Here is a 1,213-nt window from a genome sequence, read left to right as displayed (position 1 = left end):
GAAAAGCCATACTCTGTATTGGTGTAGCCAATCTCTGCAATGGTATCACGAACCACCCGATTGATATCTACATAGGCTGTAGTCGAAATTTCTCCAAAAACATGGACGGAGCCTGTATAAACAGCAGTTTCAGCTGCAACATGAGCCTCTGGATCCTGAGCCAAAATAGCATCCAAAATCGCATCGGAAATTTGGTCTGCAATCTTATCGGGATGTCCCTCCGATACAGATTCAGACGTGAAAAGTTTACGTTCTGACATAGAAATGTCCCCCCTTAAATAAATTGTTATAGAGTTACAAAGTACTGATAGAAGTTTCCTACCACCTTATCGGGACTATATAACTTTCTCATTATACCACTTTTCCCTAAAAAATTCAGAATTTTTTTAATAGAAAAAGCTATAATCAGAAACTATAGCTTTATTGCAATGATAAACTAAGGGCAGCTTGCTAACAACTCTTCAACTTCCGCCTTACCGATGGCATCACCAGCTTGGTCAAAAAGTCTGATAGCAGCCACAAAGTTGGTTCTTGCTGCTTGTAGATTTCCCAAAGCTTGAGCAATTTCACCCAAGCCTCGGCAACTACATGCATGATTTACCACATCATCTGACTCCATAGAATAGATATATGACTTTTGCATAAAATCCTGAGCTTGAGCCAACCTACCTAATTTAAGATTTATATAGCCTAGCTCATAGAGATTAACTGATTGACGATAATGGTCATCTGGGAAATACTTCGCTAGGAAAGCAGCTTCTTTTTCAATCCACTCTAAAGCTTGACAAAAATCTCCTGCAGATCTAGCAACATAACCTAGCTGATGATAAGCGATATGCTCATTTTCTCTATCACTTTCTTTCTGAGCCTGAATCAGATAAGCCTCTAAATTTGCAAAAGCGTTCTGATAATCCTGCCTTTCTACAGCTAGATAGGCCCGTAAATTCCAGCGGCTAAAGGAATCTTTTTCCAGCTGCTGCTCTAGTTCTTCGGCCTTATTTAACTGTCCTTCAAAGAAATATTGCCAAGCAGCTGCCAATTTATCATTCATCTACCTTCTCCTTTTACCTCCAGAACTTCTCGTCTAAACCAAATCTGTCTGAGAGATGGCCTTCTTGACATCATCGAGTGACAGATGAACCAATTCCACCTCTTTCTCCTTGTAGAGATATTGAGCATAGTCATCTATACGATATTGGTTGATGTAGACCAC

At 39.8% G+C, this 1,213-nt stretch carries 2 protein-coding genes and 1 pseudogene; all 3 read right to left on the bottom strand.

From position 1 onward, the window contains the following. A partial coding sequence (locus Q0191_RS04065) for an S-adenosylmethionine synthetase N-terminal domain-containing protein (RefSeq protein WP_297664070.1) occupies nt 1-260 on the bottom strand: 260 nt, incomplete at its 3' end. A 176-nt stretch (nt 261-436) separates the two neighbouring features. Beyond that, the gene (locus tag Q0191_RS04060) at nt 437-1,051 is read right to left on the bottom strand and encodes a tetratricopeptide repeat protein (RefSeq protein ID WP_297664068.1); all 615 of its coding nucleotides are present in this window, start codon (nt 1,049-1,051) and stop codon (nt 437-439) included. Between the two features lie 33 nt (nt 1,052-1,084). Further along, nucleotides 1,085-1,213 (bottom strand): annotated as a pseudogene (locus Q0191_RS04055) (deoxycytidylate deaminase); the annotation flags it as partial.

The organism is uncultured Streptococcus sp. (genome assembly GCF_938036805.1).
GTDB lineage: Bacteria > Bacillota > Bacilli > Lactobacillales > Streptococcaceae > Streptococcus.
This window is presented reverse-complemented; position numbering and strand designations above follow the sequence as displayed.